Origin of the sequence: Corynebacterium pilbarense, from assembly GCF_026930265.1 — a bacterium.
GTDB classification, from domain to species: Bacteria; Actinomycetota; Actinomycetes; order Mycobacteriales; family Mycobacteriaceae; genus Corynebacterium; species Corynebacterium pilbarense.
This window is the reverse complement of sequence record NZ_JANRML010000002.1, coordinates 201,543-224,553: the sequence shown is the minus strand read 5'-3', so window position 1 is coordinate 224,553 and position 23,011 is coordinate 201,543. Positions and strand designations below refer to the sequence as shown.

Annotated in this window: 24 protein-coding genes; 15 read left to right on the top strand and 9 right to left on the bottom strand. The window is 66.5% G+C overall.

Annotation, left to right across the window (positions count from 1 at the left end; translation table 11 throughout):
- Window positions 1–43 precede the first annotated feature (43 nt).
- Window positions 44–463 carry a VOC family protein gene (locus tag NUW87_RS02990; protein ID WP_269027159.1) on the top strand — a complete coding sequence of 140 codons (420 nt, stop codon included), beginning with the start codon at window positions 44–46 and terminating at the stop codon, window positions 461–463.
- A gap of 286 nt (window positions 464–749) precedes the next feature.
- Window positions 750–1,058 carry a hypothetical protein gene (locus NUW87_RS02985; protein ID WP_269027158.1) on the top strand — a complete coding sequence of 103 codons (309 nt, stop codon included), beginning with the start codon at window positions 750–752 and terminating at the stop codon, window positions 1,056–1,058.
- 100 nt (window positions 1,059–1,158) lie between these two features.
- Here the strand turns inward: NUW87_RS02985 and NUW87_RS02980 are convergent, their stop codons facing one another.
- The 4 genes from NUW87_RS02980 to NUW87_RS02965 all read right to left on the bottom strand — a co-directional run bounded on the left by NUW87_RS02980 (window position 1,159) and on the right by NUW87_RS02965 (window position 4,567).
- Complete coding sequence (locus NUW87_RS02980) at window positions 1,159–1,740, bottom strand: hypothetical protein (RefSeq protein WP_269027157.1); 582 nt, start codon at window positions 1,738–1,740, stop codon at window positions 1,159–1,161.
- A 187-nt stretch (window positions 1,741–1,927) separates the two neighbouring features.
- Window positions 1,928–2,329 (bottom strand): hypothetical protein, encoded by a 402-nt coding sequence (locus NUW87_RS02975; RefSeq protein WP_269027156.1) that lies wholly within the window; start codon window positions 2,327–2,329, stop codon window positions 1,928–1,930.
- Between the two features lie 292 nt (window positions 2,330–2,621).
- Window positions 2,622–3,761: an o-succinylbenzoate--CoA ligase gene (gene menE / locus NUW87_RS02970; protein ID WP_269027155.1), complete on the bottom strand. Its 1,140-nt coding sequence runs from the start codon at window positions 3,759–3,761 to the stop codon at window positions 2,622–2,624.
- The gene (locus NUW87_RS02965; RefSeq protein ID WP_269027154.1) at window positions 3,758–4,567 is read right to left on the bottom strand and encodes a YhfC family glutamic-type intramembrane protease; all 810 of its coding nucleotides are present in this window, start codon (window positions 4,565–4,567) and stop codon (window positions 3,758–3,760) included. The genes menE and NUW87_RS02965 overlap by 4 nt, the downstream gene beginning before the upstream one ends.
- Window positions 4,568–4,829: 262 nt before the next feature.
- On the opposite strand from NUW87_RS02965, the gene NUW87_RS02960 reads away from it, so the two are divergent.
- From NUW87_RS02960 to NUW87_RS02940, 5 genes are all read left to right on the top strand, one after another.
- The gene (locus tag NUW87_RS02960) at window positions 4,830–5,819 is read left to right on the top strand and encodes a hypothetical protein (RefSeq protein ID WP_239217578.1); all 990 of its coding nucleotides are present in this window, start codon (window positions 4,830–4,832) and stop codon (window positions 5,817–5,819) included.
- A 55-nt stretch (window positions 5,820–5,874) separates the two neighbouring features.
- Window positions 5,875–6,984 carry a sensor histidine kinase gene (locus tag NUW87_RS02955; protein ID WP_239217579.1) on the top strand — a complete coding sequence of 370 codons (1,110 nt, stop codon included), beginning with the start codon at window positions 5,875–5,877 and terminating at the stop codon, window positions 6,982–6,984.
- Window positions 6,981–7,619 (top strand): response regulator, encoded by a 639-nt coding sequence (locus tag NUW87_RS02950; RefSeq protein WP_269027153.1) that lies wholly within the window; start codon window positions 6,981–6,983, stop codon window positions 7,617–7,619. The genes NUW87_RS02955 and NUW87_RS02950 overlap by 4 nt, the downstream gene beginning before the upstream one ends.
- 64 nt (window positions 7,620–7,683) lie before the next feature.
- Window positions 7,684–8,385: an ATP-binding cassette domain-containing protein gene (locus NUW87_RS02945; protein ID WP_239217581.1), complete on the top strand. Its 702-nt coding sequence runs from the start codon at window positions 7,684–7,686 to the stop codon at window positions 8,383–8,385.
- The gene (locus NUW87_RS02940; protein WP_269027152.1) at window positions 8,382–9,797 is read left to right on the top strand and encodes an ABC transporter permease; all 1,416 of its coding nucleotides are present in this window, start codon (window positions 8,382–8,384) and stop codon (window positions 9,795–9,797) included. The genes NUW87_RS02945 and NUW87_RS02940 overlap by 4 nt, the downstream gene beginning before the upstream one ends.
- Before the next feature lie 7 nt (window positions 9,798–9,804).
- Here the strand turns inward: NUW87_RS02940 and NUW87_RS02935 are convergent, their stop codons facing one another.
- Window positions 9,805–10,839, bottom strand: coding sequence for a hypothetical protein (locus tag NUW87_RS02935; protein WP_269027151.1), 1,035 nt, complete (start codon window positions 10,837–10,839; stop codon window positions 9,805–9,807).
- A gap of 211 nt (window positions 10,840–11,050) precedes the next feature.
- On the opposite strand from NUW87_RS02935, the gene NUW87_RS02930 reads away from it, so the two are divergent.
- Window positions 11,051–12,355 (top strand): M20 family metallopeptidase, encoded by a 1,305-nt coding sequence (locus NUW87_RS02930; RefSeq protein ID WP_269027150.1) that lies wholly within the window; start codon window positions 11,051–11,053, stop codon window positions 12,353–12,355.
- On the opposite strand, the gene NUW87_RS02925 is transcribed toward NUW87_RS02930, so the two are convergent.
- The gene (locus NUW87_RS02925; RefSeq protein WP_269027149.1) at window positions 12,352–13,284 is read right to left on the bottom strand and encodes a 1,4-dihydroxy-2-naphthoyl-CoA synthase; all 933 of its coding nucleotides are present in this window, start codon (window positions 13,282–13,284) and stop codon (window positions 12,352–12,354) included. The two genes, NUW87_RS02930 and NUW87_RS02925, sit on opposite strands and share 4 nt — an antisense overlap.
- A 16-nt stretch (window positions 13,285–13,300) precedes the next feature.
- On the opposite strand from NUW87_RS02925, the gene NUW87_RS02920 reads away from it, so the two are divergent.
- From NUW87_RS02920 to NUW87_RS02890, 7 genes are all read left to right on the top strand, one after another.
- Entirely contained in the window at window positions 13,301–14,263 is a 963-nt protein-coding gene (locus tag NUW87_RS02920; protein ID WP_269027148.1) for an o-succinylbenzoate synthase, read from the top strand.
- A gap of 49 nt (window positions 14,264–14,312) precedes the next feature.
- The gene (locus NUW87_RS02915) at window positions 14,313–15,893 is read left to right on the top strand and encodes an SLC13 family permease (RefSeq protein ID WP_269027147.1); all 1,581 of its coding nucleotides are present in this window, start codon (window positions 14,313–14,315) and stop codon (window positions 15,891–15,893) included.
- Window positions 15,894–15,952: 59 nt separating this feature from the next.
- On the top strand, window positions 15,953–16,498 hold the full coding sequence (locus NUW87_RS02910; protein ID WP_269027146.1) for a hypothetical protein: 546 nt from the start codon (window positions 15,953–15,955) through the stop codon (window positions 16,496–16,498).
- Window positions 16,499–18,115 (top strand): 2-succinyl-5-enolpyruvyl-6-hydroxy-3-cyclohexene-1-carboxylic-acid synthase, encoded by a 1,617-nt coding sequence (menD, locus tag NUW87_RS02905; RefSeq protein WP_269027145.1) that lies wholly within the window; start codon window positions 16,499–16,501, stop codon window positions 18,113–18,115. It abuts the gene before it with no gap.
- Window positions 18,112–18,522: a DUF3592 domain-containing protein gene (locus tag NUW87_RS02900; RefSeq protein WP_269027144.1), complete on the top strand. Its 411-nt coding sequence runs from the start codon at window positions 18,112–18,114 to the stop codon at window positions 18,520–18,522. Before menD ends, NUW87_RS02900 begins: the two co-directional genes overlap by 4 nt.
- A 64-nt stretch (window positions 18,523–18,586) precedes the next feature.
- Entirely contained in the window at window positions 18,587–19,810 is a 1,224-nt protein-coding gene (locus tag NUW87_RS02895; protein ID WP_269027143.1) for a glycosyltransferase family 4 protein, read from the top strand.
- Window positions 19,811–19,842: 32 nt separating this feature from the next.
- A complete protein-coding gene (locus tag NUW87_RS02890; protein WP_239217592.1) occupies window positions 19,843–20,520 on the top strand; it encodes a metal-dependent transcriptional regulator in 678 nt (225 codons plus the stop codon).
- On the opposite strand, the gene NUW87_RS02885 is transcribed toward NUW87_RS02890, so the two are convergent.
- The 3 genes from NUW87_RS02885 to NUW87_RS02875 are packed head-to-tail and all read right to left on the bottom strand — an operon-like array spanning window position 20,421 to window position 22,986.
- Window positions 20,421–21,344 carry a metal ABC transporter permease gene (locus NUW87_RS02885; RefSeq protein WP_051106251.1) on the bottom strand — a complete coding sequence of 308 codons (924 nt, stop codon included), beginning with the start codon at window positions 21,342–21,344 and terminating at the stop codon, window positions 20,421–20,423. The genes NUW87_RS02890 and NUW87_RS02885 overlap by 100 nt on opposite strands.
- Window positions 21,341–22,066 carry a metal ABC transporter ATP-binding protein gene (locus tag NUW87_RS02880; protein ID WP_034997179.1) on the bottom strand — a complete coding sequence of 242 codons (726 nt, stop codon included), beginning with the start codon at window positions 22,064–22,066 and terminating at the stop codon, window positions 21,341–21,343. Before NUW87_RS02880 ends, NUW87_RS02885 begins: the two co-directional genes overlap by 4 nt.
- On the bottom strand, window positions 22,063–22,986 hold the full coding sequence (locus NUW87_RS02875) for a metal ABC transporter substrate-binding protein (protein WP_269027142.1): 924 nt from the start codon (window positions 22,984–22,986) through the stop codon (window positions 22,063–22,065). The genes NUW87_RS02880 and NUW87_RS02875 overlap by 4 nt, the downstream gene beginning before the upstream one ends.
- Window positions 22,987–23,011: the final 25 nt, after the last annotated feature.

The following is a 23,011-nucleotide window of genomic DNA, read 5'->3' as shown; positions in this document are numbered from 1 at the left end:
CTAACCGGCGGGTGTTTTTCATGTGCTGCTAGATTCGGCGCACATGGCAACGACGACACAGCTCTACGTCTCCTTCCCCGGCAACGCACGCGAGGTGCTGGAGTTTTACCAATCCGTCTTCGGCGGCGATCTCGAGCTGCTCACCTACGGCGAGCAGCTGGACCAAGGGGTGAAGTTCCCCTTCGACCCGCCGCGCGAGGCTATCGCCCACGCCACGCTCACCGGCCCGTTTTCCATTTCGGGCGGAGACGACCTCGAGCGCGATGAAACCAGCCTCAACCGCGGTGACTTCGGCTTCACCGCGAACGTAGAGACCGTAGAGGAGGGCGAAGCGCTCTACGCAGAACTCGCGGGCGCCGACGGCAGCGCCGTCATGCCCTTCGCCCTCGCGCCGTGGGGCGACCACTTTGGCGTGGTGGAAGACAAGTTCGGCGTGCGCTGGAACGTGACTAAGCAGGGGTAGGGCTGCCGATTCTCCCAACGGGCATGCCTCCACAGAAAAAGAAAGGCCCCGGTCATTTATGCATTGCCCGCAAAGGGGAAGATGCCCGACCGAGGATCTATCGTTGTCGACTGTATACCACTGCGCCTGCGAAACACAACGGTGATCGTGCACGCTGTCTGGCATATGGGCTGGCAGGTACCTCTTCGTCGTTCTGGCCGCAGCGGAAGACGGAAGGACCTACGTAATGACTTCGCGTGACATGACGGTGCAGGAAATCCGACGGTTCCGACAAAAGGGGGGAACAATGAACGAACAACAACTGGAAGATTTACGTTCCTACTACGGCAACAACGACACATCTGCGTTCATGGAAGATGCCGAGCACGTGGATCTCGGCGATGTGGCCGACCCCGACGCCACAGTTGCATTCACCTTGAGCATGCCCAACCGTGTTCTCGACGCCGCGCGTGAGATTGCGGCTGCTGAAGGTGCTTCTACCAACGATGTGCTTCGCAGATTCCTCGAAGCTGGAGCAAGTGCTCTGGTTGAGAGTGAAGCTTCAATCCCCGTAAGTAAGCTTCTCCGCCTCATCGACGAAGCTCGCGGAGCGTAACGAGTCCCGCCTCAACCAGGGACTACTTCTTCGGCGTCCGCTGGGACGTGACCAAGTAGGGGCAGCGCAAGGCCTTCGAGCGTTTCCTCCCGCGACGTGGCTAGACGCACACGTCCGCGAACGAGAGCCTCTCCCGTGGGGCACCTGCGGCCTCCCACTCCGCGATTGCTTCGCGAACTTCCTCTAGGAAGGTATCGCTGATTTCGGGCATCTCACCCGTCTCGTAGAGCTCACGCTCGATCCGGGCAGCTGTGAAGACATAGAATTCGGGCCCCTCCTCGGGGAAACTCTGTATCAACGCAACGGCAAGTTGTGGGTTGATCTCCGTCTCCCAGGGCGTTTTCCTCCAGCCGTCTGGATCTTGAATGGTCCAGAGGTGGGCGTAGTAGTCGCGGTTGAGTCCCCGACGGCGTTTTTCAATCTCTTCGAGGTATTCGCCGAGGTGGTAGTCGATGACGGACTTGAGGGCTGCTTTCTCGATGAAGGCGCCTTCGAGTTGCTCGATCGCCGGTCCTGGAGGAATTCCTGCAGCTTCGTACTCTTCCATTTTGGACTGCAGCGAGCGATTTACGTGGTCCTGCCACTCCTCCTGCATGTGTTTGTATCTGGACTCGACTTCACTGTCGGGGATGTGGGGATTCCACGTTTTCATGACCTTTTCAACGTAGTCGCGCTCAACCATTCCAAGGTCCTCTCTGCCGGTAATCGGCCGTCATGGCAAGGTACGTGTCGAGACATTACGCAGCGGGCCGACATGACAACTCGGAAATCGAACAAAATGGCGAATGTTGTGTTGCTGCAAGCGTGACACCTGGGCGTCGAAAGGGGGTCGCTCTCTGGGTACCCGGGGATTCTGTGCAGGTGGCCGACTACTTCCCCGTAAACCTGCGCACAACCAAATAAACCAGTGCGCATGCTGCGGTGAGAAAGCCGAAGAAGAACCCAAAGGCGAGAATCGTCGTGAGAAACGACTCACCATCAGGGTCGAAGGTTTCCAGGCACAATCCGAACAGCAGGAACGAGATGAGGCCGATGGCTGCGGACCACCAGAACACCTTGACTGCAGTGGGGCGCTTCGCCGGCTTTGCAGGTTCCTCCTGGGCGGGGGCGGTGGCGGCCGCTGGAGCAGGGGCCGCCCCCGGTGCTGTCGTGGTGGCGGGTGCGACCTGTGGTGGTTCCGCGGCAGCAGGTTGCGAGGCTGGACTGGACTGCGTGGTCAGGTCCAACACATCACCGTGAAGCGGCAGTGGTTCCGGGTGGCGTTGAAACATATTGCCTTGCGACGGCGTCCCCGCCGCCCCTGCTTGCCCCGCTGTCCTATCCATCGTTGCTCCTCGCTGAGGTCCGTAGTCGTTGACTCCTGCACGACAGTAGTGCGCAACGGGGGAACCGTCTCGCTGGCGGAGAGCAAGGCCTGGAAACCGACGGTCGAGAACGCGATCCGAGCCGTAATCGTCATGCGCTGCGTCCGGGCGAAGAAATCACGCCGTTTCTCCGGTGGGTGGCTGACTATGGCTCGCCGGGCTTCCAGGTCGCGCCCGTGGTCATCGAGAACCCGAACGGCTAAAACAGCTCCTTGACGGCCGCGCGGTCCACCTTGCCCGGGCCGAGCTGCGGCAGCGCCGCCACCACCTTGAGTTCTTTGGGGATCTGCCAGTGCGCGATGCGGCCGGCGTCCTCCGCGTCGGCGAGTGCGTCCAGGATGTCCGGCACTGTCGCAGAGCCGGTGTAGGCAGCGCAGATGCGCTGGCCGAAGCGGTCGTCGTCTTTGCCGATGACGGTGGCAGCGGTGACGCCGTCGATACGCAAGAGCTCCTCTTCCAACACTTCGGGGTGGAGCTTGAGGCCGCCTGAGGAGATGACGTTGTCGGTGCGGCCGAGGACGGTGAGCACGCCGCCTTCGAGCTCGCCGGCGTCGGAGGTGCGGAACCAGCCGTCTTGGAGGTCGGGGGAGTCGCGATGGTGGTAGCCGCGGGCGACCATGGGGCCGCCGAGGTGGATGCGCCCGTCGACGATTCTCACGTGCGCGCCCGCGATGGGACGGCCGTTGTAGACGCACCCGCCGGAGGTTTCGCTGGAACCGTAGGTGGTGACCACGTTGATGCGCAGCTTCGCCGCCGATTCGAGCAGCCGCGGGTTGGTGGCGGCGCCGCCGACGAGGACCGCGCTGAAGGTTCGCAGCGCGTCGATGCCCTTGAGGGTGGATGTGGCCTTGGCCAGCTGCATCGGGGTCAGCGCGGTGTAGGTGCGCTCGCCGGTGCGGGCCAGCTCGTGGGCGCGGGCGGCGAACTCGGCGACGTTGAAGCCGCGGGAAAGGTCGACGTATGCGGGCTCGACACCTGCGACCATGCTGCGCACGAGCACCTGGATTCCGGCGATGTAGGCGGCCGGCATCGCCAGCAGCCATTGCCCCTCGCCGCCGAGCGCCTGGTGGGTCGCGTCCGCACTCGAGATCAGGTTCGCCGGGGTGAGCATCGCGCCTTTGGGCTTTCCTGTGGAGCCGGAGGTGGACACGACCAGGGCGATGTCGTCGTCGATGGGCGCGCCGGGCTTCAGCGTGTTGCGCAGCAGGTTCGTGCGCGCCGGGTCGTTGGCAGGCACGGGCAACAGTGTGCGCTGGCCGGTCAGGGCCTCCTCGAGCGCGGGCATGATGGCCAGCGGGTTCGCGGGATCGACGGGGAGAAGTTCCAGCAGGTGGGTCACTTGGCGGGCGTTTCGTTCTCGAGAGGGTTCGTAGGGGCGGTGCGGGCGAAGGCTTTGCGGGACAGTGGGCCGTTGATAATCGCCCAAAGCCCCGCGGCAGTGAGTGCGGTGAGCAGCACGTACATCACCGGCACGCTGTGGGGTGCGACAAGCACCGCAACGGCGTTGAGCCCGATGTGGCACACCACCGCCAGCGCCCAGAGCTGCCAGCGACGCTCGCGCACCGCGCGCAGCACGATCAGGGTGAACACCACGTGTGCGGCGATCGCGAGCGCGCGCTCGTACCAGCTTGTGGCGATCATGCCGACTCCGATGTTCTGCAGCGCCTCAATCTGCTCTGCAATGGCTTGCGCGGTGGCAGGGTCGTCGCTTCCGGCGGCCTGAGCTTTGATTGCGTCGCCGGTGGTCAACAGCATGATGTTGCCAGCAAACAGGTTGGTGAAGAGTAGCAGCGCTTCTATGCCGCCGTGGCCCAGGCCGAAGCCGACGCCGTCGTTCCACTCGCGGGTGTTCTTGTCCCAGAAACGCAGCACGATCCAGCGGGCGGTCTCCTCGAACAGGCCCGAGGTGACCAGGAACAGTGCCGTGGTCAGGGCGGTGGCCGTCGCTGGCTCGAATGTTTTGCTGAAGAGGAACTGCAGCGGGATAACCAGCGCAAACCTGGCTACCTGGGACAACGGGAACGCCAGTGCGCCCCAGCCCAGCGACGCCCACCTGAAGCCGAGCCTGCGCTTCCCAACGAACCACGCGGCTACCACCAGGGCGATCATGCCTACGAACTGCAGAATGAGAAGGCCCAACGTCATGGCAGAAACGATACCGCTGCGGTCGTGGCGGGTCGCGGTGAGTGGTGCGACGGGGCGGATAAACGGGCGTTTGCGGCGAGGTCGGTACCTTGATGTCGATAGTTGCTGGTCACAGCGTTTCGCCGATTTTGAGCCGAAAACACTCCCGACGCGCTGACCTGGAACTATCGACCTGGAAGTATCGACATCGAGCTATCGACCCGGCTAGCCCCGCTCCTAGTCATCTGTAACGCAGATCTCACTCTTTACCGATTTAACAAGCATGAGGAAGATCATCGCACCGGCCGTCGCTGCGGCGACCGCCCTTTCGCTCGCCGCCCCTGTCACTGCTACCGCCGCCACCTTGACCCCGTTCACCAAGGACGGCACCAACTACTGCCGCGTCACGCTCAACGACGTCGAGCGCGGCCCCGCCAACCAAGCCGAACGCGCCGCGAAAACACTCACGCACGGCATGTACGCCACCTCGGTCGTCGAGGCGTTCGAGGCGACGTTCCCGGAGCTGAAGAAGCTTGGCGACGATTACGTGGCCGAGCCGGACGTCGTCAAGCATTTGCGCCTGCTGCGTGACGACAAAACACCCGAGGGCGATGTCCGCGCCGACGCCCGCGCCGCCGCGAAGGAGAAGCTGGCGCCGCTCGGCCTGCACACCACAGACGCCGACTTCTACCTGGACATGAAGGAAGGCTCCCAGATTCCGCTGGGTCCGGCCGGCCGCGCGCTGAAGGGCAACGCTGACTGGTTCGTGGGCATTGACGGCGGGGTGCCGAAGGCACAGCCGCTCGGCGACGATTACGTGTTCGGCCGCACCGGCAAAAACACCGCGCAGTGGCTGCGACATGTGGAGGGCTGGCAGCGCGACGCGTTCGCCGCGAACATGAAGAAGACCTACTTCGGCCAGGTCCAGGACACGTTGGAAAGCTCGTACTACTACGCGCTCGAGGAGGCCAAGACCTGCCACGACGGCACCAGCCACGTCATCTTCCCCACGCAGGACCTGAAGCTGCCGGAGGCGCCGAAGCTGGAAAACGCCGACCTGGGCGACACCGCGCCTGAGCCGGGCCCCGCACCGAAGGACCCGGTGGAGACACCGGACGAAAAGGCACCGGAGACCTTCGACGCCAAGCTGGCGCAGATCATCGGCATCGTCGCCGCGGTGCTCGCCGCCTTGGGTGCGCTGTTCGCGCTGCTGCAGAACGCGGGCGTCAAGGGCCTGCCCACCATTCCGCAGATCCCGGGGTTGACCAAGTAGGTCTCCTCCTTGGGGAGGAGGTGGGTGCGCGGAGCCGTCGATAAGCTAGACACCCGTGCATGTGAAAACGGGTGACGCAGTGCTTGCGGTGGCGGCGGCGGTACTTGCCGCCGTCTACACCGTGAGTGCGATCAGCGGCCCGGGCGCCGCCGCCTGGGCGCAGGCGCTGCTGTCCTGGGGGTTCGTCGCTGCGTTCGCGGTGCTCACCGGCAAGCCGCGGGCGGCGTCGGCCGCGTTAGTGGTGCTCAACACCGCCTGGGCGCTGGTGTGGCTGGCTGCGCCGGTGAACCTGGGCTCTTCGATGTGGGTACTGGCGGTGCCGGTGGCGACGTTCGTCGCTGGCAGGTACGCCGGTAAATCCTTCGCGCTAGGGGTGCTGGCGGCGGCGTGCGCGTGGGCGTTGCTCTCCCCGTTCATGTGGACGTGGGACGAGCAACTCGTGTTGTTCTACCGCCGTGGCGCAGACGGTGCGCTCACGCTGGCGCTGCATTGGGCAGCGTTCGCAGTGGCATACCTGCTGGGTGCGAATCTGGCAGGGGAGGAGGCCGCCCGTCGCCGGGCCGCGGAAGCGAAAGAACAGCGCCTGGCGGCGGCGCGGGTGGACGAGCGCCAGGCCATCGCGCGGGATATCCACGACGTGCTGGGGCACTCGTTGACCCTGATCAAGGCGCAGGCCAACGCGGGTCTCGCGTCCGGGCGCGAGCGGGAGGCGCTGCAGCAAATCAACGCCGCCGCAGGTGAGTCGCTGGCGGAGATCCGCCTGCTCGTGCGCGGCCTACGCGAAAGCGATCGCGGGTTCGCCCCGGTGGCCGGGATCGCGGATCTGCCCGCGCTGGTGCAGCGTTTTCGCAACGCCGGCATGCAGGTCGCGCTCGACGCCCCGCCTATCGACGTCCCTCCGGTGACCTCTCTCGCCATCCACCGCATCGTGGCCGAAGCGCTGACCAACGCGGCCCGTCACCAAGTTGACCCGGTCGTCTCCGTGCGCGTGACACCGGGACAGACCGTTGTGGTGGAGGTGGTCTCTACCGGGCGGGTGTGCCCGCAGCCCGGCACCGGAGTCGGTTTGGAAGGCCTGCGCGAGCGCGCCACGAGCGCCGGCGGCACGCTCGAAGCATGGCAGGCAGGAGAGGAATTCACCGTGCGGGCGGAGTTGGCGGCATGATCCGGATTTTGCTTGCGGACGACCAACCGTTGCTGCTCAGCGCACTCGAAACCATCCTGGACGCGCAAGACGACATCACCGTCGCGGCCACAGCCGCCGATGGGGCGGAGGCGGTGGAGAAGGCGCGGGCGCACCGCATCGACGTCGCCGTGCTCGACATCCGCATGCCTGTGCTGGACGGCATTGCCGCCGCCCGCACAATTATGGAGCTGGGCCCGCGGGTGATCATGCTGACCACGTTCGACGACGACGCGCTCATCCACGCAGCCATCGACGCCGGCGTCCACGGATTCCTGCTCAAGGACGCAGAGCCGGACGTGCTCGCGGGAGCGGTGCGCGCGGTGGCCGGCGGCGAATCCGTCCTCGCGCCCGGCGTGACCGGCAGGGTGATGGAGTGGGTCCGCGAAGGTCCAGGTAGCCCGGCGTTGGCCACTGCGCTGGAGGGGCTGACCACCCGTGAGCGTGAGGTGCTCGCCGAGATCGGCCGCGGAGCGACCAACGCAGAGATCTCCGCCGCGCTGTACATCGCGGAAACCACAGTGAAAACGCACGTATCCAGTCTGCTGGCCAAACTCGGCGCGCGTGACCGGGTGGCGCTGGCGCTGATCGCGCAACGCGCCGGCATCTCCTCCTAGAGGAGGAGGGATAGTGGTCCCGCCGGCCGATGTGTAAGGCTTGCTCACCGCGGACGATAGGGGCATGACCGATACACAACTCGCCTGCCGCGGTGTCGCAGTTTCGTTCGGCGGGCACCAGGTGCTGCGCGATATTTCACTGACAACCACCCCGGGCCGCGTCCACGCGTTGTTGGGGCCCAACGGCGCGGGGAAATCGACGCTGATGTCAGTGCTGCTTGGCCTGATCCAACCCGACGCGGGCGAGGTGACACTAATGGGCCAGCCGTTCACCCGCGAGGCGCTGCGGCACGTGGGCGCCTCGATCAATGACCCCGCCTTCTACAGCCACCTGAGCGCGCGCAACAATCTGCGCGTGCACACGACGCTGCTCGGCCTGCCCGACTCGGAGGCGGACCGGGTGCTCCAACTCGTCGGCCTGCAGGGCGCAGGCAAGAAGAAGGCGGGCACCTTCTCCACCGGAATGAAGGGCAGGTTGGCGCTGGCGCAGTCGCTCATCGGTGAGCCGGAGGTGCTCATTTTGGACGAGCCCCAAAACGGCCTCGACCCCGAGGGCATCGCCCACCTGCGCGCCTACCTGAAGGACTACGCCCGCGCCGGGCGCACTGTGCTGGTCAGCTCCCATCAGTTGGGCGAGGTACTGCACATGGCGGACGACGCCACCGTCATCGCCGGCGGCGACGTCCGCTTCGCCGGAGAACTTGCGGAGCTGGGCCCGAACCTGGAGGAATCCTTCTTCCGCTTGACCGCAGGGGGCAGGAAATGAGTCTGCTTCGCGCCGAATGGATCCGCGCCAAGGGCTCAACGCTGTGGTGGCTCGCAGGGGCTGGGCTGCTTCTTGGCCTGCTGCTGACTGCTTTTTCGCTGGTCGGTGATGTTGGCTCCGCGAAGTCCCTGCTGTATCCCCAGGGGCTTTTGGTCACCGGCATGGCCGCACCCGTAGCGGCGCTGTTTGCGGGGCTGGCTGAAAACCGCGAGCGCGACACCCGCGCCGGGGGCACACTCTGGCGGCCCGTCTCTTACACGGGCACCCGCGCCGCCCGCATCACAGTGGTGTGGCTGGCCCTGGCCGTGTTCGTCATTTTGGACTTCGTGGTGCCCGTTGCGGCGGCACTGGTGTTCGGCCTGGAGGGCGCTGCGCAAGTCGCGCTTGTCGGTGCGTTTGTGTGGCTCGGCATGCTGGGCCCAGCGGGCCTGGCAGCCGCGGCCACCCGCCGTGTAGGGCTGTTGCCGACGCTCGTAGCCGCATTCGTGTTCACCATCGAGCTCGGGTACTTCGTGGAGCGAAGCTGGTGGTGGTGCAACCCCGGCGCCTGGCCCGCGCGCTTGGCGCTGCCCACGATGGAGATGCACTTCAACCTGTTGCCGCTGGAGGACACCTCGCCCATGGCCGGCGAGTCGCCGTTTCCTGCGCTCGCGCTCACCTTGCTTCTAGCCGCGGCCGGATTCGTCGCTGCCGTGCTCACCCCGCGCCGCACGCGACCCATTCTTCGGCGCCGCACCACCCACGAAGTGGCTGCGCCCGCGCTTGCTGGGCCAGCCATGCCGAGGCCCGCGCGCACCGGGTTTGTGTCCGCGTGGAAGGGGGTTGCGAGGGCGGGGCGGATGCCGTCGTTAAGCATGGTGCTTGTGCTGACCGCACTGGTACTTTTGCTCGCCACACGTTATCCGGCGGACGTGCGCCAGGCGCTGTTCGCGTACGCGATCCTCCCGGTTGGCGCAGGCGTATTGCCCACGCTTGTGTGGCCGCGGATCCGCCCGGCATGGGCGCTGATGCAAGTGGAGCACCCGCGAGTCGGCGTCGCGTTGATGAGCTGGTTTACCAGCATTGTTGCGCTTGTGTGCCTGCTCGCGGGCGCAGTGGCTGGGAGCGCGCGTTTTGGTGTGCTCGCCGTAATTGCCGGCACCGTCCTCACCCTCGCCGCGCTCGCCGTGACCGTGCGCTTTGGCGTGATGTGGACGCTGGCGGCGACAATCCTGGTCACGATCGTCTCTGCCACCATCGGCGGTGACGTGCTGGCGGAGTCCTTCCTGTGGATCGCCGCGGTGCCCGCCTGGCCCGTGACCGCCACTGGCCCGCGGGGGTGGGTTGCGCTCGCGGTTGGCGCCATTCTGCTGGCCGCGGTGGCGGTTGTGCTGCTCCGGGTACTGCGCGGGATGCGCCCGGTTCGGCGCTGAGCCGCGCTCAGCCGGCGCGGTTGAGCGGGCCTTCTGCGTGGTAGCGCCCGGTGGGGGCGTTGTAGGTGGCGCGCTCGCGGGAGTCGTTGATGGAGAAGTGCCAGGTGCCGCCGTTGTCGCAGGTGCCTTCCGTGATGTTCTCGCGGAAGCCGTCCTGGATCTCCTCACCGGCGGAGGCGTGCAATGGCTCGAGGAGGCCCGCGCAGCCGAGGTCCGGGTAGGTCACCGGGATGCGGCCGCCGCGGTCGCGGGTGCCGAACTGCACGCGGTAGGACTGCCCGTTGAGCTCCGGGATATCCGAGACCTGTTTCATGGTGCCTTCGCGCGGCACGTTCAGCGGGTCGGGCTGGTCCATCTCTGCCAGTTGCGCGGTGTCCGTGGTGGGCGTCCAGTGGATCAGGGTCACGTCGTCCAGCGGGTTGCCCACGACGGTCTCCTCCGGGCCGAACGCCTTGACCAGGCGGTTGCCGTGCAGCTCGAACTGGGTCGCGGTCAGCGTCGTGCCGTCCGTCTCGTATTGCGTCAGTCCCGGCTGCACACCGGCGGTGAACACGGTGGGGTAGGTGCCGGCGGCGTCAACCAGGTAGTCGGTGGTGGCCGTGAGGGTGCCGTCGAAAAGCTGCAGCACGCGCACCGGTGCCGGGCCCTCCTTGCCGGCGCGCAGGAGCAGCTCGAGCTCGGCATCGCCGTCGACATCGATGAGGTCGTAGGTGAACGTGCCGTCGAGGCCGTCCTGGTCGGCGAAGTACTGCGCGGGGTCCGCGAGCGCCGCGGCGTAGGCGTCGCGCATGTTGGGCACCGCGGAGGAGGGCGGGGGAGCGGGGAGGGTGTTCTCGTCCGCTACCGGCGCGACAGGGTCGGCAGCGGGAGCGTCGGCGGGCGGTGCCGCCTCGGGGACGGGGACATCAGCGGGCGGTGCCGCAGGCTCAGCGGAGGCGTCGGCGGCGTCAGCAGTGGTCGGGGTGTCTGGGATGTTTCCGTCGCACGCGGCCAGAGTCAGCGAGGCGGCGACGATTGTGGCTGTCATCGTTCGCTTCAACATGGCCGGAGCGTAACCCGGTGACCTTGCAGCGCCCTGAAATTTCCTTACAGCTGTGTAGTAGTAGCGGGGGAATTGGCTCCGACGTGGTGGACGGGCTTTTTGTTACCGTCGGCCGAAATGTCCTGTTCGACAAGACCACTGCTGAGCACCAATGCCTACTTCCGACCTACCTGACCGACCGACCACTCCCTCCAGCGCGTTCTTGGAGCGCATGGATGACGCTGTCCAGCATCGACTCGCGGAGGCGACACCGGATTTTGATCTGGAGCTGCGCGGTCCTGAGCACCTGAAGTCCTGGAGAAACGCAGAGGCGCGGGTGGAAGAGATCCGTGCTGACCTCGACCACATCGTCCGCGACCTGCACGCCCACCCGGAAGAGGCGTTTGAAGAGCACCACGCGCAGGCGGTGATCGCAGAGGTTCTTGAACGCCACGGGTTCCAGGTGGAACGTGGCGCGCATGGCGTATCGACGGCACTGCGGGCCGAATGGCACAGCGCCGACTACAACCCAGCGGTGCACCCCACAGTCGCCGTGCTGGCTGAGTACGACGCGCTTCCCGGCATCGGCCACGCCTGCGGGCACAACGTCATTGCGGCGGCCGGGGTGGGCGCGTTTCTCGGCGCCGTTGGCAGCGGCAGCGGCCGGATCGTGTTCCTTGGCACCCCCGCGGAGGAGGGGCACACAGGCAAGGAATACATGATCCGCGGCCGCATGCTGGACGGCGTCGATTGCGCAGTGATGATGCACCCGTTTTCCTACGACCTTGTGTCCCACGTGTGGGTGGGCCGCCGCACACTGACGGCCGCCTTCACCGGCGTGCCCGCGCACGCCTCGATGCAGCCGTACATGGGGCGAAACGCCCTCGACGCGGCCACCCTCGCCTATCAGGCGTGCGGGTTGCTGCGCCAGCAGATGCCGCCCTCGGACAGGTTGCATGCGGTGCTTTCCGACGGAGGAGCCCGCGCGTCGATCATCCCCGAGACCGCCACCTTGCAGATGCACGTCCGCTCGCTGTACACGGAAACGCTGATGGACTTAAGCCAGCGCGTGGAGAACGTCCTTCAGGGGGCGGCGTTAATGACAGGCACGGCAGTGGATGCGCAGTGGGACGAACATCCGATGTCGCTGCCCGTGCGAAACAACGCGACCCTCGCCAAGCGGTGGGGTGCCACGCAAGCGTCCCGCGGAAGAGACGTGCTTCCGGCGGGAACCCTGCCGGATTCGCAAGCCGCATCGACCGATTTCGGCAACGTGTCCCACCTGGTTCCGGGTATCCATCCGCTGGTGAAAATTGCGCCGGAGGGCACCGCGCTGCACACCACCGATTTCGCCGCGGCGGCGATCTCGGATCGTGCGTTTGAGGGCGCGTTCGATGCTGCGGTCGGGTTGGCGCAGACTATCGCGGACATCCTCAACGACCCGCAGCTTTTGACCGACGCCCAGAGGGAGTTCGAAGCGGCAGGCGGTGCAATTTCAGTGGAGGAGCTGCTGGCCGGGGCGACCGAGCAGCGCTAGTAGTAGAACGGGAACTCGTCCCAGCGCGGCGGGCGCTTTTCCAAAAACGAGTCGCGGCCCTCGACGGCCTCGTCGGTCATGTACGCCAGGCGGGTGGCCTCGCCGGCGAAGACTTGCTGGCCCATCAGTCCGTCGTCGACAAGGTTGAACGCGAACTTCAGCATGCGCTGCGCGGTGGGGGACTTGCCGTTGATTTCGCGGGCGACCTGGATCGCCTCGTCTTCAAGCGACGCGTGCGGCGCCACGATGTTTACCGCGCCCATGCGCTGCATCTCCTCTGCGGTGTAGGTGCGGCCGAGGAAGAAGATCTCGCGGGCGAACTTCTGGCCGACCATCTTGGCCAAATACGCCGAGCCGTAGCCGGCGTCGAAGGAGCCCACGTCCGCGTCGGTCTGCTTAAACCGCGCCTCTTCCTTCGAGGCGATGGTCATGTCGCACACCACGTGCAGCGAGTGCCCGCCGCCGGCCGCCCAACCATTGACCACGGCGATGACCACCTTCGGCATCGTGCGGATCAAACGCTGGACCTCCAGGATGTGCAGGCGACCGCCCTCCGCTTTCACGCGCGCGGTATCGACGGTTTCTGCGGTCTCGCCGCCGGCGTACTGGTAGCCGGAGCGGCCGCGAATGCGCTGGTCGCCGCCGGAGCAAAACGCCCACCCGCCGTCCTTCTCGCTCGGTCCGTTGCCGGTCAGAAGCACCACGCCCACCGACGGATCGCGCCGGGCGTGATCCAACGCCTGGTAGAGCTCATCCACGGTGTGGGGGCGAAACGCGTTGCGCACCTCGGGGCGGTCGAACGCGATGCGCACGGTGCCGTCGGCACGCGTGTCGCCCACGTGGCGGTGGTAGGTGATGTCGGTGAAATCGAAGCCCTCGACCTCGCGCCATTGGGTGGGGTCGAAGGGCTGGGCGGTGGAGTAACTCATGCCTACACTTTGCACCATGCTGCCTTCCGCCGACGAGATCCTCGAGCGCGCCCACGTGGTCGCCCTGCCCATGGCCGTGAAATTCCGCGGCGTAACCACCCGCGAGGCCCTGCTCATCGACGGCCCCGCAGGCTGGGGCGAATTCTCCCCGTTCACCGAATACGGCGCGCAGGAATCCGCCGCGTGGTTGGTCGCTGGCATCGAAGCAGCGTTCACCGGTCTGCCTGAAGCGCACGGCGAAGTCGAGGTCAACGGCACCATCCCGGCCGTCGCCGACGTCGAGCCGGTGCTCGCGCGCTACCCCGGCGTTTCCACCTTCAAAATCAAGGTGGCGGAGAAGGGGCAGTCGCTTGGCGACGACCTCCGGCGCGTCGCCGCCGTCCGCCAGCTTCGCCCCGATGCGCGACTTCGCGTGGACGCCAACCGCGGCTGGAGCGTCGATGAGGCCGTCGAGGCCGCCGAGAAACTCGGCGAGCTGGAGTACATCGAGCAGCCCTGCGCCACCGTGGAGGAACTCGCGGAGGTCCGGCGGCGCACCAGGACGCCGATCGCGGCCGACGAGTCCATCCGCCGCGCCGCCGACCCGTACCGCGTGGCCGAACTTCAGGCGGCGGATGTGGCGGTGTGCAAGGTGGCGCCGTTAGGTGGCGTCGATAAGCTCCTGCGCATCGCCCGCGACTTGGACCTCGATGTGACCGTGGCCAGCGCGTTGGACACCGCCGTCGGGATGGACGCGGGGCTAGTTGCCGCGAAACTTGCCGGCTCGCGCGCGGCTGGGCTGGCCACGCAGCGGCTGTTTGTTGAAGACGTCGCGGAGCCCCGGGAGATCACGGACGGGCGCATGGCGGTTACTCGCACTACCCCCGATCCGGACAGGCTGCACGCGCTGCAGGCGCCGGCGGCGCGCCGCGACTGGTGGTTCGAGCGCGTCCGCGCCTGCGTAGAGGCGCTAAAGCAGTGCCCCCGAATCCGGGTGTAATTTCGGAAACGGGTGTGTGGGATAGGGGGTGTCCGCTAACCTTTCGCCCATGTCGACTCCCGTGATCCACGAATCCGCCGCACTTTCCGACGGCGACCTCGCCAAAGCGCCCGAACCCGGCGAGTGGCGCCGCCAGCTCATCGGCCTGATCACCGGCGTGATTCTCGCCGCGCTCGTCTACTTCTTCTTCCCCTCCGGCGCGGCGGACACCGTCGCCCACTCCTCCGGCGCGAAGGAAGGCGTGGAGTACTCCGCGGACACCATGCGCATCGTCGCCGCCACCACCGTGCTCATGGGCGCGTGGTGGATGACCGAGGCGATCCCGCTGGCCGCCACCGCACTGCTGCCGATTGCGGTCTTCCCGCTGGCGGGCGTGGCGCCGTTCAAGGACGTCTCCTCGCCCTACGCGTCCGCGACGATCTTTTTGTTCATGGGCGGCTTCCTCATGGCGCTGGGCCTGCAGCGCTGGAACCTGCACCGCCGCCTGGCCCTGATGGTGGTCAAGGTGGTGGGCACCAGCCCGAAGCGCATCATTTTGGGCTTCATGCTCGCCACCGGCTTCATGTCCATGTGGGTGTCCAACACCGCCACCGCCGTGGTGATGCTGCCCATCGGCACCTCCGTGCTCATGCTCACCGCAGACACCGTCGGCGGGATGAAAAACCAGAAACGCTTCGCCACCGCGCTCATGCTGGCGATCGCGTACTCGGCGTCCATCGGCTCGCTGGCAACGCTCATCGGCACCCCGCCGAACGCGCTGCTGAAGGGCTACATGGAAGAAGCCCACGGCATCGTCATCGGTTTTGGCGAGTGGATGCTGGTGGGCCTGCCGGTGGCCGTGGTGTTCACCTTCATCGCGTGGTGGGTGCTCATCACCGTGTTCAAGCCTGAAGTGGACACCATCCCGGGCGGGCGCGAGCTCATCGACGCCGAGCTGAAAAAGCTCGGCCCCTGGACCTTCCCGCAGGTCGCCGTCGGTGTGATCTTCCTGGTGGCCGCGCTGGCGTGGATCTTCATCCCGCTGGGCCGCAACCATTTCGGCTGGGACTTCCCGTACGACGACGCGATTGTGGGCATCATCGCCGGCCTGCTCATGTTCATCGTGCCCGGCACCGCCAACGGCAAGCGCCTGTTGGACTGGGAGACGGCCAACGAGATGCCGTGGGACGTGCTGCTGCTGTTCGGCGGCGGGCTTTCCCTGTCCGGCATGTTCACCGCCACCGGCCTGTCCTTGTGGATCGGCGAGAAGGCGAAGGGCCTGGCGTCGCTGCCGATGATCCTGCTCATCCTCGCGGTCGCCGCACTCGTGCTGATTCTGACGGAGCTGACCTCAAACACCGCCACCGCCGCGACGTTCCTGCCCATCATGGGCGGTGTGGCAGTGGGCATCGGGCTTACCGACGCCACGGAGATGAACGTCATGCTGCTCGCCATCCCGGTGGCGCTCGCCGCCACCTGTGCGTTCATGCTGCCGGTGGCGACCCCGCCCAACGCGATTGCGTACTCCTCCGGCTACGTCACCATGGGCGAGATGATCAAGGGTGGCATCTGGCTCAACGCCATCGCCATGGTGCTGATCACGCTGGCCACCTACTTCATCGCAGTGCCGGTGTTCGGGCTGGTGCTCTAAACCCCGACACCTTCGCGCCCCGTCAAGAGCATTTGGCGGGGCGCGCTAGTGTATTTCGCATGGATAACGAGACGAGGCAGTACGGCCCCCAGGATGGCGAGCCGCGCCGCGAGCGGCCCCGGCAGTACTTCCCGGACCAGTCCCAAAACCAGTACCAGCAACCACAACCGCAGCCGCGCTACGAGGAGCGCTACGCCCAGCCGCAGTACGAGTACGAGCAGCCCTACTACGACAACGGCTACGAGCCGGAGCCGGAGAAGGGCACCTCGGCGGGCGCGATCGCGCTCGGCGTGTTCGCGGCGCTGAGCTTCATCGCCGCGGTGGTGCTGGCCGTGCTGTGGCGCGGCGCCGCCGCGGAGGCGGACAAGCCGCCGGTGACGGAGACCAGCACGGTCACGCAGACCACCACGGAAACCAAGACAGAGACCACCACGAAGTTCCCGTCCATTTTCCGCGACCGGGACAACCCCACCGCCACGCTGGAGCCGATGGAGCCGGCACCGGCGCCGGATCCGGGCGAGCTCGAGCGCGAGATCCGCGACGGCGCCCGCGATATTTTGGACCAGCTGCGCGGCGGCGCGGACGAGTACCTACAGGAGCAGTAGATGGCAGCTATGGAGATTGCGGCGGCGGTGGCGGAGCTCGTCGCGAAGCATTGCACCGATGTGGTCATGAGCCCGGGCTCGCGCAACTCGCCGCTGGCCTACGCGCTTTTGGCGCGCCGCGACGTGCGCGTGCACATGCGCATCGACGAGCGCTCCGCCGCCTTCACCGCCCTCGGCCTCGCGCGGGTGCAGCGCCGCCACGTCGCGGTGGTGATGACCTCCGGCACCGCCGTGGCCAACGCGTACCCAGCGGTGATTGAGGCGCACATGTCGCACACCCCGCTCGCGGTGATCAGCGCGGACCGCCCGGAGCGCCTCGTGGGCACCGGGGCGAGCCAGACCATCTGGCAGCAGGGCATCTTCAGCCGCTACGCAGAAACGCAGCAGGTGCAATCGCTTGACGACGCCCACGCGGCCTCCTTCGCCGCCCCCCAGGTCCACATCAACGTGGCCCTGGACACCCCGCTGGTGCCGGAAGCGTTGCCGGAGCCGGTGAGCGCGCCGCGCCGCGTCGGCCCAGGCGCGCTTGAGGGGTCGCGCGACTGGGTCGATCACGGCGTTGTGGACGTGGACCTGACCCGCAACACCCTGGTCATCGCCGGCGACGAGGCCTGGGAGGTGCCGGGACTCGAGCACGTGCCCACCATCGCCGAGCCCACCGCCCCCACGCCGTTCCACCAGGTGCACCCGCTGGCCGCGCGCTTTTTCGCCCAGTCCGAGGTGGCCATCTCCCACGACGGTGGCGACTTCGCCGCCGACACCAAACCGGAGCAGGTCATCGTGGTGGGCCACCCGACGCTGCACCGCGACGTGATGGCGCTGTTGGCCGACCCGGACATCGAGGTCATCGGCATCTCGCGCACCGAGACGTTCACCGGCCAACCGGACAAACGCGGCTCGCGCGTCAACGCCACCGGCCAGCCCACGGACACGTGGCTGAAGATCTGCGAGGCCGCCGGTGACGTCGGCGCCGACACCGTGCGCCAAGCGCTCACGGAAGACGAGTTCGGCTTCACCGGCCTGCACGTCGCCGCCGCCGTGTGCGACACCCTCGGCGTGGGCGACACGCTGGTGCTCGGCTCGTCCAACCCGGTGCGCGACGCCTCGTTTGTGGGCATGCCGTTCGACGGCGTGTCCACCTACGCCGCGCGCGGCGCCGCGGGCATCGACGGCACCGTCTCCCAGGCCGTGGGCGTGGCGCTTGCCACCCAGGCGTTGCGTCCCGACGAGATCCGCGCCCCGCGCACGCTCGCACTCATGGGGGATCTGACCTTTATCCACGACGCCAACGGCCTGCTCATCGGGCCCGACGAGCCGCGCCCGGGCAACCTCACCATCGTGGTGGCCAACGACGACGGCGGCGGCATCTTCGAAGCCCTCGAACCGGGCGCGGACAACCTCCGCGGTGCGTTTGAGCGGGTGTTTGGCACGCCGCATGGCGTGGACGTCGAGAAGCTGGCGGAAGCGTATGGGGCCGACTACCGCCGCGCCGACACCCTCGCCGAGCTCAACGAGGTGCTGCTGGAGCTCGAAGCCCAGCCGAACCCGATCACCGTCGTGGAGGCCGCCACCACCCGCACCACCCGCCGAGCGCTGGCGGCGCGGCTGAACCGATGAGGTGGCGCCGCCGCGCGCACCAGGTGGTGCTCGCGCTCTACGCGTTTGCCACCCTCGGCAGCGTGGCCATGGCCGCAGGCCCCGCGCTCAACGACGCCCGCATCCAGGCCAACCCCGGCCGCGGCACCGCGATAGTCACCGAGGCCGGGCGAATGCGCACGTTCGTGGAGTACCAGACCGAAGACGGCCAGCTGGTCTCCCCGCCGCGCGGACTTTTGTACCCGACCGGCCTGGGCGAAGGGCAGCACGTGCGGGTGACCTACGCGAAGTCCGACCCCGACCTGGTCAAGGTGGAAGGCCGCGGCTGGGCGCTGGCGCTTCTGCCCGCCCTGTCGACGTGGGCGGTGGCCACGCTCGTCGCCGCTGGGGCATGGTTCGCCGTCGGACGGTGGGTGCCGGAGGGGTAAAAATTCATGTTTGGTTCAACCAGAATTGGCGGCAAATTTGGATTGCAGTGGGAGAGTGCCTGATATGCGAGTGGGAATCGTGGCGGAGTCTTTCCTGCCCAACGTCAACGGAGTGACCAATTCGGTGCTGCGCGTGCTCGAGCACCTCAAGCGCGAAGGGCACGAGGCGATGGTGGTCGCCCCCGGCGCGCGCGACTTCCAGGACGAGATCCCGGACTACCTAGGCTTCAACATCGTCCGCGTGCCCACCGTGATGGTTCCGCTGGTGGATTCCCTGCCCATCGGTGTGCCCACCACCACCGTCGCGGCGGCGCTTTCCGAGTTCAAGCCGGACATCATCCACCTGGCCAGCCCGTTCGTCCTCGGCGGGGCGGGCGCGTTCGCCGCGCGCCAGCTCGGGGTGCCGGCGGTGGCGCTCTACCAGACGGACGTGGCCGGCTTCGCCACCAAGTACCACCTGCCCATGGTGGCGAACTTGGCGTGGGACTGGACGCGCACGATTCACAATATGAGCGAGATGACGCTGGCGCCTTCGTCAAGCTATATCCGCATGCTCGAATCCCACGGCATCAACAACGTGCGCCACTGGGGCCGCGGCGTGGACACCGAGCTGTTCAACCCGGAAAAGCGCTCCGACGTGCTGCGCCGCATGTGGGACCCCACGGGGGCAAAGAAGATCGTCGGCTTCGTGGGCAGGCTGGCCGCGGAGAAGTCGGTGCACCGCCTCGCCCCGCTTGTCAGCGACCCGTCGGTCCAACTCGTCGTCGTCGGCGACGGCCCCGAGCGCGACTGTCTGGCCGAGACGCTGCCTTCGGCGGTGTTCACCGGGGCGCTGTCCGGCGAGGAGCTCGCCCGCGCGTACGCGTCGCTGGACCTGTTCGTGCACACCGGCGAGTTTGAAACGTTCTGCCAGGCCATCCAGGAAGCGCAAGCCTCGGGCGTGCCCACGATCGGCCCGCGCGCGGGCGGCCCCATCGACCTGATCAAACACGGCGACAACGGGCTTTTGCTCGAGGTGGAGACCTTCGAGCAGGAGCTTTACGACGCCGCGCGGTGGATCCTCGACGACGCCCGCCACACCACGCTGCAAGCCGCCGCGCGCGAGTCCGTGGCGGACAAGACCTGGGCCGCACTCGGCGACCAGCTGCTGGGCTACTACTCCGAGGTCCTGAATGCCTACGAGCGCAACGTGGTGCACCTGTTCGGCCGCGACGTGGCCCTGCCGCGCTGGGCGCCGGCACGCCTGGGCCAGCCCCGCAGGCAAGCGCGGCGCGGCGACACCGCGTAGACGCATGCGCGCCGCCAAGTAGAGTGGCGAGCATGTCCGTCGGCGACCTATCCACCAGCACCCAGAACTACCTCAAAGGCATCTGGGCGCTTTCGGAGTGGTCAGATACGCCGGTGACGCCGTCGTCAGTGGCCAAGCACCTTGGACTGCGCAAATCCACCGTTTCCGACGGGGTGCGCAAACTCGGCGAGCAGGGCCTGGTGGAACACAAGCCCTACGGCGCCGTCGAGCTGACCGACACTGGCCGCACGTACGCGGTGGCGATGATCCGCCGCCACCGCCTGATTGAAACGTTTTTGGTGGAGGCGTTGGGCTACACCTGGGACCAAGTGCACGACGAGGCTGAGAACCTCGAGCACTCTGTAAGTGACTTCATGGTGGAGCGCATCGACGCGTTTCTTGACCATCCCACCCGCGACCCCCACGGTGACCCCATCCCCTCAGCCAGCGGGCGTGTTGATGCCCCCGAGGCCGTCCCACTGACCGGCGTGCAGCCGGGGCAGAAGGCCACGATTGAACGCATTGCCGACGACGACCCGAAACTGCTGCAATTCTTCGACAGTCACGGGCTCGTCGTCGGCGCAACCCTCGAGGTGGGAGAGGGTGCCCCTTACTCCGGCGCGGTCGCGGTCCGGCTTGCCGGCGCGGCGGAGGCGGTGCCGCTCGGCGAGGAAGCCACGGATTCCGTCTTCGTGCGCGTGGATGCGTAACGACGACCCCGCAGCACCCCATGCGGGCCGAACAGGTACACCACACCAAACACCACACCTTGGGCGAGCACAATCATGCCGCCAGAGGCTGTGTCCAGGTAGTAGGAGCAGTACAACCCCACGATTGCACACGCTGCCGACATGGTCGGGGCGATGACCAGCATCGTGCCGAACTTGTTGGTGAGCAGGTAGGCGGTCGCACCCGGGATGATCAGCATCGCCACCACCAGGATCACGCCAACGGCCTGGAGTGCCACCACTGACGTCAGCGCCAGCAGTGCCAGCAGGGCCGCACCGAGCAGGCGCGGATTCAACCCAATCGCGTGTGCATGGGTGGGATCGAACGCGTAGAGGGTGAAGTCGCGCCGCTTGAGCACCAGCACGCTCAACACGATCGCTCCCAGGATGGCCACCTGCAGCAGGTCCCCACGGGACACACCAAGCAGATTGCCGAAGATGATGTGGTTCAGATCCGTGTGCGAAGGGGTTACCGAAATGAGCACGAGCCCCAGCGCGAACATGGTGGTGAACACAATGCCAATGGCCGCATCCTCCTTCACCCGGGACGTATCGCGCACCAGCCCGATCAGTGCCACCGCAAGGAACCCGAACACCACCGCGCCGACGGCAAACGGCACGCCCAGAATGTAGGCCAGCACCACGCCGGGCAGGACAGCGTGGCTTACCGCATCGCCCATCAGCGACCAGCCAACCAACACCAGCCAGCACGACAACAGCGCGCAGACAATCGACGCCACCAGCGAGGTCGCAAGCGCACGCATCATGAACTCGTACCCAAACGGCTCCGTAAGCAGCGCAATCATGCTGACACCCCCATACCGAAGCCCTGTACCAAATTGTCCGGCTCTAACACCACTTCAGTCGGGGCGTGCATCAACACCCGGCGGTTCAACAGCACTGTCTCCGGCGCGAGCTGGGGCAAGGCAACCAGGTCGTGCGTCACCACAAAAATAGTGGTGCCTTCTGCCGCGAGGTCACGCAGCAGCTCAGTGATGGTGGCCTCGGAATGTTTGTCCACGCCGGCGAAGGGTTCGTCGAGAAGCATGATGCTCGCACCCTGAGCGATACCGCGGGCGATGAAGGCACGCTTCTTCTGGCCACCCGAAAGCTGACCGATCTGGCGGTCTGCGAACGACTCAAGGTGGGTGCGCTCAAGCGCGCGATCCACAGCTGCAATGTCCTCCGCACGCGCGTGGCGGGTAAAGCCCATGTGGCCGTAGCGGCCCATCATGACCACATCACGCACTGTGACCGGGAACTGCCAGTCCACGTCCTCGCTCTGCGGGACGTAGCCCAGCACCTGCGTCTTGCGGGCGCGCATGGGGTCGATGCCGTTGATACGAACCGTGCCGCGATCCGGCTTGACCAACCCCATGATCGCCTTGAGTAGCGTGGATTTGCCCGCGCCGTTCATCCCGATCAGCCCACAGATACGGCCTGGTTGGACGCTCAAAGTTGCGCCGTCGAGCGCGACGACGTCGCCGTAGCGCACCGCAACATCGTCAACCGCGATTGCGGGGATCACTGCTTGCCCCCGTTCAAACCGTCGATGATCACCTTCGTGTCGTGGCGAATCAGATCCAGGTAGGTCGGCACCGGACCGTTTTCCTCAGAAAGCGAATCGACGTAGAGGGTGCCGCCGTACTCCGCGCCGGTGGCCTTCACGACCTGCATCATCGGCGCGTTAGAGACCGTGGATTCACAGAACACAGACGGGACGTTGTTTTCCTTCACAAACTCGATCGCGCCGGCGATCTGCTGCGGGGTGGCTTCCTGCTCAGCGTTGACCGGCCAGATGTAGCGCTCGGTCAACTTCGCGTCGCGAGCCAGATAGGAGAACGCACCTTCGCAGGTGACCAAGGCGCGCTGCTTGTCGGGGACAGCGGCGAGCTTGGTTTCCAGCTCGTCTTGCACAGCCTGCAGTTCCTGCTTGTATGTTTCGCCGTTGGCCTTGAAATCATCGGCGTGCTCCGGGTCGAGTTCGCTGAACGCGTCGACGATGTTGTCCACGTAGGTCTGCACGTTTACCGGGCTCATCCAAGCGTGCGGGTTGGGCTTGCCGGCGTAGGCGTCCTCGGCGATATCGATCGGCTCCACACCGTCGCTGACCGTGGCGTGCGGCGCGTCCAGGTCGGAGACGAACTGGGAGAACCAGTTTTCCAGGTTCATGCCGTTGTCCAGGATCAGGTCGGCGTCGGAGGCGCGCGAGATGTCGCCCGGGGTGGGCTCGTAGCCGTGGATTTCCGCGCCGGGTTTGGTGATGGACTCCACCCGCAGGTGGTCGCCGGCGACGTTCGAGGCGATGTCCTGGATCACCGTGAACGTGGTGAGCACCACGGGGGTGTCTTTGTCACCGGCGGCGTCGGTGCTGTCCTGCGAACAGCCTGCCAGGCCGGCAGCTAGCGCAGCCGTGGCGGCGAGTGCGAGCACCTTGGATTTCAGCATGTTGGTCCTTTTCTTTCTGTGTTCT

What these genes read in the sequence shown, in the direction of transcription:
- NUW87_RS02930 (WP_269027150.1), top strand. Translation starts at nt 11,051, where the DNA reads ATGGATGACGCTGTCCAGCATCGACTCGCGGAGGCGACACCGGATTTT.
- NUW87_RS02885 (WP_051106251.1), bottom strand. Translation starts at nt 21,344, where the DNA reads ATGATTGCGCTGCTTACGGAGCCGTTTGGGTACGAGTTCATGATGCGT.
- NUW87_RS02990 (WP_269027159.1), top strand. Translation starts at nt 44, where the DNA reads ATGGCAACGACGACACAGCTCTACGTCTCCTTCCCCGGCAACGCACGC.
- NUW87_RS02985 (WP_269027158.1), top strand. Translation starts at nt 750, where the DNA reads ATGAACGAACAACAACTGGAAGATTTACGTTCCTACTACGGCAACAAC.
- NUW87_RS02950 (WP_269027153.1), top strand. Translation starts at nt 6,981, where the DNA reads ATGATCCGGATTTTGCTTGCGGACGACCAACCGTTGCTGCTCAGCGCA.
- menD (WP_269027145.1), top strand. Translation starts at nt 16,499, where the DNA reads ATGGCAGCTATGGAGATTGCGGCGGCGGTGGCGGAGCTCGTCGCGAAG.
- NUW87_RS02925 (WP_269027149.1), bottom strand. Translation starts at nt 13,284, where the DNA reads ATGAGTTACTCCACCGCCCAGCCCTTCGACCCCACCCAATGGCGCGAG.
- NUW87_RS02980 (WP_269027157.1), bottom strand. Translation starts at nt 1,740, where the DNA reads ATGGTTGAGCGCGACTACGTTGAAAAGGTCATGAAAACGTGGAATCCC.
- NUW87_RS02915 (WP_269027147.1), top strand. Translation starts at nt 14,313, where the DNA reads ATGTCGACTCCCGTGATCCACGAATCCGCCGCACTTTCCGACGGCGAC.
- NUW87_RS02875 (WP_269027142.1), bottom strand. Translation starts at nt 22,986, where the DNA reads ATGCTGAAATCCAAGGTGCTCGCACTCGCCGCCACGGCTGCGCTAGCT.
- NUW87_RS02920 (WP_269027148.1), top strand. Translation starts at nt 13,301, where the DNA reads ATGCTGCCTTCCGCCGACGAGATCCTCGAGCGCGCCCACGTGGTCGCC.
- NUW87_RS02960 (WP_239217578.1), top strand. Translation starts at nt 4,830, where the DNA reads ATGAGGAAGATCATCGCACCGGCCGTCGCTGCGGCGACCGCCCTTTCG.
- NUW87_RS02940 (WP_269027152.1), top strand. Translation starts at nt 8,382, where the DNA reads ATGAGTCTGCTTCGCGCCGAATGGATCCGCGCCAAGGGCTCAACGCTG.
- NUW87_RS02890 (WP_239217592.1), top strand. Translation starts at nt 19,843, where the DNA reads ATGTCCGTCGGCGACCTATCCACCAGCACCCAGAACTACCTCAAAGGC.
- NUW87_RS02965 (WP_269027154.1), bottom strand. Translation starts at nt 4,567, where the DNA reads ATGACGTTGGGCCTTCTCATTCTGCAGTTCGTAGGCATGATCGCCCTG.
- NUW87_RS02945 (WP_239217581.1), top strand. Translation starts at nt 7,684, where the DNA reads ATGACCGATACACAACTCGCCTGCCGCGGTGTCGCAGTTTCGTTCGGC.
- NUW87_RS02910 (WP_269027146.1), top strand. Translation starts at nt 15,953, where the DNA reads ATGGATAACGAGACGAGGCAGTACGGCCCCCAGGATGGCGAGCCGCGC.
- NUW87_RS02975 (WP_269027156.1), bottom strand. Translation starts at nt 2,329, where the DNA reads ATGTTTCAACGCCACCCGGAACCACTGCCGCTTCACGGTGATGTGTTG.
- NUW87_RS02895 (WP_269027143.1), top strand. Translation starts at nt 18,587, where the DNA reads ATGCGAGTGGGAATCGTGGCGGAGTCTTTCCTGCCCAACGTCAACGGA.
- NUW87_RS02935 (WP_269027151.1), bottom strand. Translation starts at nt 10,839, where the DNA reads ATGTTGAAGCGAACGATGACAGCCACAATCGTCGCCGCCTCGCTGACT.
- NUW87_RS02900 (WP_269027144.1), top strand. Translation starts at nt 18,112, where the DNA reads ATGAGGTGGCGCCGCCGCGCGCACCAGGTGGTGCTCGCGCTCTACGCG.